This is a genomic window from Bartonella sp. ML70XJBT, from assembly GCF_028618425.1.
Lineage (GTDB): Bacteria > Pseudomonadota > Alphaproteobacteria > Rhizobiales > Rhizobiaceae > Bartonella.
On the sequence record NZ_JAQISX010000093.1, the window covers coordinates 1 to 1,125 of the forward strand.

Annotated in this window: 1 protein-coding gene; it reads right to left on the bottom strand. The window is 36.1% G+C overall.

All coding sequences use genetic code 11. The features are described from left to right. Positions 1–661: 661 nt before the first annotated feature. On the bottom strand, positions 662–1,042 hold the full coding sequence (locus PVV65_RS09815) for a hypothetical protein (RefSeq protein ID WP_273790034.1): 381 nt from the start codon (positions 1,040–1,042) through the stop codon (positions 662–664). Positions 1,043–1,125: the final 83 nt, after the last annotated feature.

Genomic DNA, 1,125 nt, shown 5'->3' on the forward strand with positions numbered 1-1,125 from the left:
ATTGAAATCCTTTATGCACCTTGAAATGAATTAAAACCTATAAGCTTATGACAGTTTCAAACGATTACCCTCTTATAGGTAATAAAATATTGCTATAGCATTTTTAGATTTTACGCTTCTCAATTTTAAGAATCATAATCTCATACTTGATAATGCGATTACTAATCCAATTGTTAAAACAAGCTGTGATCTTTAAAGATATGTTATCGATAATTTCAAATGACTAAATTTTAAACAATGCGATTTTTGAGTGATAAAAACGTATCATAAAATTTATGAACTATTATGAATGATAACTGCTTTTCATTTCATTTGAATACACACATGCGTTATAATATTTACATCATGATTTGCTTTTTATGCTCTATTCATACATGGCAATCTTATCTAAAAAATGGTCAAATGAATCATGCATAAAAGTGTGGATTCTTAAGTGGATTCATATAAAATAATTGCACTCAACATCTTGACTTTATTGTGTTTTTTATGATAATATCTTGAATAACAGACACGAGGTGTGAAAGCGTTCTCCGATGACGATAAACATTTTGACCAGCCGGTATTGGTCCGCTGGTCCTAACCCGAATATAATGACGCGCCATCAAAATACCTTTTCAATGAAAGATAATGAGGGGGAGCAAAGATATTTCTCCCCTTCATTTCAGTGATTAGTCACGAACTGCACAACCACAACACACTCACCTGCTGCCGTGGTTTTGTCACGGGTTGCATAAAGAGTGGTCTCCTTATCATCCCCTACAAAAGCCTTTTGATCTGTTGGCGTAAAGTCCTGTGTGCTTTGGGTCTTGATCTCTTTCTCACTGTATTCGCTACCCCCATAAGTGCTCCCTATCTTCAATTTTGCCTCTGGAAACGCTGTCTTCACAAAGGCTTTTATCGAAGTAATGACTGCTCCACGGGGTAAAATCCCTATTTTTTCCGTAAGATGCTTATCTTTATGTGAGATATTCAATCGTAAAAAGCTTACTTGTTGGGTGTGAAGATTTCTCCCCTGTAAAGGGGCTGGTAATTGATCTGCCATGTCTTTTTTCCTCCTTAATCATTACGCTGCTGCTTCACCGCTGTAGGTGGGGATAACAATCGTTCCAAAATCTTGGGCTGTCT